This is a genomic window from Trebonia sp. (assembly GCF_030042015.1).
In the GTDB taxonomy this organism is placed as follows: domain Bacteria; phylum Actinomycetota; class Actinomycetes; order Streptosporangiales; family Streptosporangiaceae; genus Trebonia.
On record NZ_JASIAL010000481.1, the window covers coordinates 1 to 4,007 of the forward strand.

Consider the following 4,007-nt stretch of genomic DNA (forward strand, 5'->3'; position numbering starts at 1 on the left):
GACGCGGCAGAGCGGTCGGTGGCCCGCGCGCTGGCGTTGCGCACCGAGGCCGAGGCCGCGAGCGCGGGCGGCGCTGGCGAGCTCAAGACCGTCCGGGCCCGCAGTCGCGAAATCGCCGCCGATCTCGACACCGTGGTCAGCACCGCGCATGGTACCGAGGTCGCTCGCGCCGAGCACCGGCTGCGCCTCGAGCAGCTCGCGGAACACGCGCTTGAGGAGTTCGGGGTCGAGGCGGACGCGCTGATCGCGGAGTACGGCCCCGAGGTGCCCGTGCCCGTGATCGGCGACGAGGCGGCGCTGCCGTCGCGGTATGACCGCGGCGCGGCCGAGCGCCGCGCCGCCGACGCGCAGCGCCAGCTCGACCGGCTCGGCAAGGTCAACCCGCTGGCCCTGGAGGAGTACGAGGCGCTCACCGAACGCCACGCGTTCCTCGCCACCCAGCTCGACGACCTTCGCAAGACCCGGCGTGACCTGCTCATGGTGGTCAAGGAGGTGGACGACCGGGTGCAGGAGGTGTTCGCCTCCGCGTACGCCGACACCGCCCGCGAGTTCGAGGGGCTGTTCGCGCAGCTCTTCCCCGGCGGCGGCGCCGGCCGGCTGCTGCTCACCGAGCCCGGCAACTTGCTGACCTCGGGAATCGAGATCGAGGCCAGGCCGCCGGGCAAGAGGGTCAAGCGGCTGTCGCTGCTGTCGGGCGGGGAGCGGTCGCTCACCGCGATCGCCTACCTGTTCGCCATCTTCAAGGCACGCCCGTCGCCGTTCTACGTGCTTGACGAGGTGGAGGCCGCGCTCGACGACAGCAACATGCAGCGGCTCCTGCTCATCTTCGACGAGCTGCAGGAGAACTCCCAGCTGATCGTGATCACCCACCAGCGGCGGACGATGGAGGCAGGGGACGCCCTGTACGGTGTCACGATGCGCGGCGACGGCGTCTCCGCGGTGATCAGCCAGCGCGTCCGCGAACCCGCGTGACGCCGTCGGCGCCGGCCAGTCCCCCACGTGGGACTTCGCACACTCTGTGACCATTCCGGCGCCCAGAATGTCCGGTTTGTCCATGCAAGAAGTGTGCAAGGATGACAGCAGAGGCTGGTGTGACGAAGTTTGCCGACGCCCGGGGCCGGCCAGGGCGGGCTCGCCTAGCACACCCGACTCTCTTCACGCGACGCAGGGGGGCACGCCGTGTGGTGGTCGCGCGATCGGGCATGCTAGAGCGTGCTCAGGGCTTCATCCGCGCCTTCAACATGCGCGGCTTGCGTCGCGGATCTGCCGTTCCTGGAGACTGTGGGTTGTTATGGAATACATCATCCTCATCGTCGTGCTCGCGGTGCTCATCGTCGGCGTCGGCGGGGCGACGCTGCTGCGGCCGCGAGGCACCCGCGGGGTTCGCCGTGGCCGTGCGGACCGCGATCTAGGGACCGGATCCGGCACGGGGACGACCACCGACAGCCGAACCCGCCCGCCGGGGACGGGAGCGGAAACCGGCGCGGCGGCTGGCGGCACGACGGCGACGCTGCCGTCCCCCGCGCCGTCCCCCGCGCCGTCCGCGCCGCCGAAGCCGGCGCTGGAGAAGCCGCCGCCTTCGGCCGGGCGGATGGTACGGCTGCGGTCGCGGCTGGCCAGATCGCAGACCGGCTTCGGGTCCGCGCTGCTTGGCCTGCTGTCCAGGGATCGCCTGGACGACGAGACGTGGGACGAGATCGAGGATGTCCTGATCACCGCCGACGTCGGGGTGACGCCCGCCAGGCAGATCGTCTCGGACCTGCGGACCAAGGTGAAGGTCGAGGGGACGCGGACTCCTGAGGAGGTGCGCGAGATGCTCAGGGCCGAACTGCTCGCCCAGGTGGAGACCGCGGCCAGCCGCGCGCTGCGGACCCATCGGCACGAGGGCAGGCCCGCCGTCATCCTCGTGGTCGGCGTCAACGGCACGGGCAAGACCACGACATGCGGCAAGCTCGCCCGCTCGCTGATCGGCGACGGCGAGTCGGTAGTGCTCGGCGCGGCGGACACGTTCCGCGCGGCCGCGGCGGACCAGCTGCAGACGTGGGGGGACCGGGTGGGCGCCGAAGTCGTCAGGTCAGAGGTCGAGGGCGCGGACTCGGCGAGCGTCGCGTTCGAGGCGGTGAGCAAGGGCATCGAGGCCGAGGTCGACGTGGTGGTGATCGACACCGCCGGCCGCCTGCACACCAAGGCGGGCCTGATGGACGAGCTCGGGAAGGTCAAGCGGGTCGTCGAGAAGCGCACCGCCGTAGACGAGGTGCTGCTCGTGCTCGACGCCACCACCGGCCAGAACGGGCTGCGCCAGGCCAGGGTGTTCGCCGAGGTAGTCGACGTGTCCGGGATCGTGCTGACCAAACTGGACGGGACCGCCAAGGGCGGCATCGTGATAGCCGTGCAACGGGAACTCGGCGTCCCTGTGAAGCTCGTCGGCCTCGGGGAAGGCCCGGATGACCTGGCGCCGTTCGAGCCGGCCACGTTCGTCGACGCGATCCTCGGCGGCTGACCGGCGGCGCTTAACCCGCGCAGGAAACACCGCCGTAATAGACGGGCCATCTGTTTCACGTTCCGGACACATTCTGACTGGACGCAGGAAACTCCTGTAAGGCATTGTCGGTGCAGGCGAACGAGAAGGTGGTCACATGAAGCTCATTACGGCTGTCATCAAGCCCTTCAAACTCGACGATGTCAAAGCAGCGTTGCAGGCATTCGGCGTGCACGGCATGACAGTCAGTGAAGCGAGCGGATACGGCAGGCAGCGCGGGCACACCGAGGTGTACCGGGGCGCCGAGTACCAGGTAGACCTCGTGCCCAAGGTCCGCGTCGAGGTGATATGCGACGATGAGGATGTCGACGACCTGGTGGGCGTCGTCGTCAAGGCAGCGCAGACCGGCCGGATCGGTGACGGCAAGGTGTGGGTCCTGCCAGTGGATTCCGTCATCCGGGTGCGCACAGGGGAGCGCGGGGCAGACGCGATCTGAGCCGGCGTCCGCGCGGCCCTGACCGGGCGTTACAACAGACCGGGACCGGTTACCGCGAGCGCGCCATGCGCGGCGTGCACTGATCACTCGGGGGACCTGGTGAGCGCTAATGACCACTTTCGCGGCTGATCGTGGCCGAAGGACTACAGAAACAGATCGCTGGCTGGCCGGGATGCTCGGCGCGGAGCCTGGCGTCGCCCTCGTGGCCGTCGGTGGGTACGGCCGTAAGGAACTGCTGCCAGGCAGTGACCTTGACGTGCTCTTGCTGCACGACGGCAGGGAAGGCATCGCCAAGATCGCCGACCGGATCTGGTATCCGGTATGGGACTCAGGCGCCAGGCTGGACCACGCCGTGCGGACCGTTCCGCAGGCCAGGAGGGTGGCCCGCAGCGACGTGAAGGTCGCGCTCGGGCTGCTGAACGCCCGGCACGTGGCAGGCGACGCCGACCTGACCACCCGGCTGCGCGAGGGGGCGCTCGAGGACTGGCGCGCCAACGCCAGGACCCGGCTCGCCGAGCTCAGGGAACTGCACGAGGAACGCACCCGGCTGCACGGCGAGCTGGCCTTCCTGCTCGAGCCCGATCTCAAGGAGTCCCGCGGCGGGCAGCGTGACGTGCACGCCATTCAGGCGATCGCGGCGGCCTGGGTGGCTCCCGCGCCAGGACCCCGGGTGCGCGCCGCCTATGAGCAGATCCTCGACGCGCGCCACGTGCTGCACGAGGTCACCGGGCGCCGGCTGGACCGGCTTGTCCTTGAGGAGCAGGACGAGGTCGCGCGCACGCTCGGCCTGCTCGACGGGGACGCGCTGCTGCGGAACCTGGCCGGGGCCGGCCGGACGGTCGCGTACGCGGTCGATCACGCCTTCCGCCAGGCCGACCGGGCGGGCGGGCGGCGGGCGCTCGGCGTCCGGATGCGGCGAGCGAAGCTGGAGCGCCGCCCGCTCGCGGACGGGGTCGTCGAGCAGGACGGCGAGGTGGTGCTCGCACGGGCCGCGGCGCCGGGCTCGGACCCGGTGCTGGTGCTGCGGGCCGC

The 4,007-nt window shown here is 70.7% G+C and carries 4 protein-coding genes; all 4 read left to right on the forward strand.

Annotated features, from left to right (window positions below; genetic code table 11):
* Nucleotides 1-972: AAA family ATPase (locus Q1N79_RS25650; protein ID WP_300613282.1), on the forward strand; the 972-nt coding region annotated here is incomplete at its 5' end.
* 319 nt (nt 973-1,291) lie between these two features.
* Nucleotides 1,292-2,500 (forward strand): signal recognition particle-docking protein FtsY, encoded by a 1,209-nt coding sequence (gene ftsY / locus Q1N79_RS25655; protein WP_300613284.1) that lies wholly within the window; start codon nt 1,292-1,294, stop codon nt 2,498-2,500.
* A gap of 136 nt (nt 2,501-2,636) precedes the next feature.
* Complete coding sequence (locus tag Q1N79_RS25660) at nt 2,637-2,975, forward strand: P-II family nitrogen regulator (RefSeq protein ID WP_300613286.1); 339 nt, start codon at nt 2,637-2,639, stop codon at nt 2,973-2,975.
* 172 nt (nt 2,976-3,147) lie between these two features.
* The coding region (locus Q1N79_RS25665) for a nucleotidyltransferase domain-containing protein (RefSeq protein WP_300613288.1) at nt 3,148-4,007 on the forward strand (860 nt) is incomplete at its 3' end.

Bases quoted from the DNA above. Each gene is read 5' to 3' on its own strand.
- ftsY (WP_300613284.1), top strand. From the start codon at position 1,292: ATGGAATACATCATCCTCATCGTCGTGCTCGCGGTGCTCATCGTCGGC.
- Q1N79_RS25660 (WP_300613286.1), top strand. From the start codon at position 2,637: ATGAAGCTCATTACGGCTGTCATCAAGCCCTTCAAACTCGACGATGTC.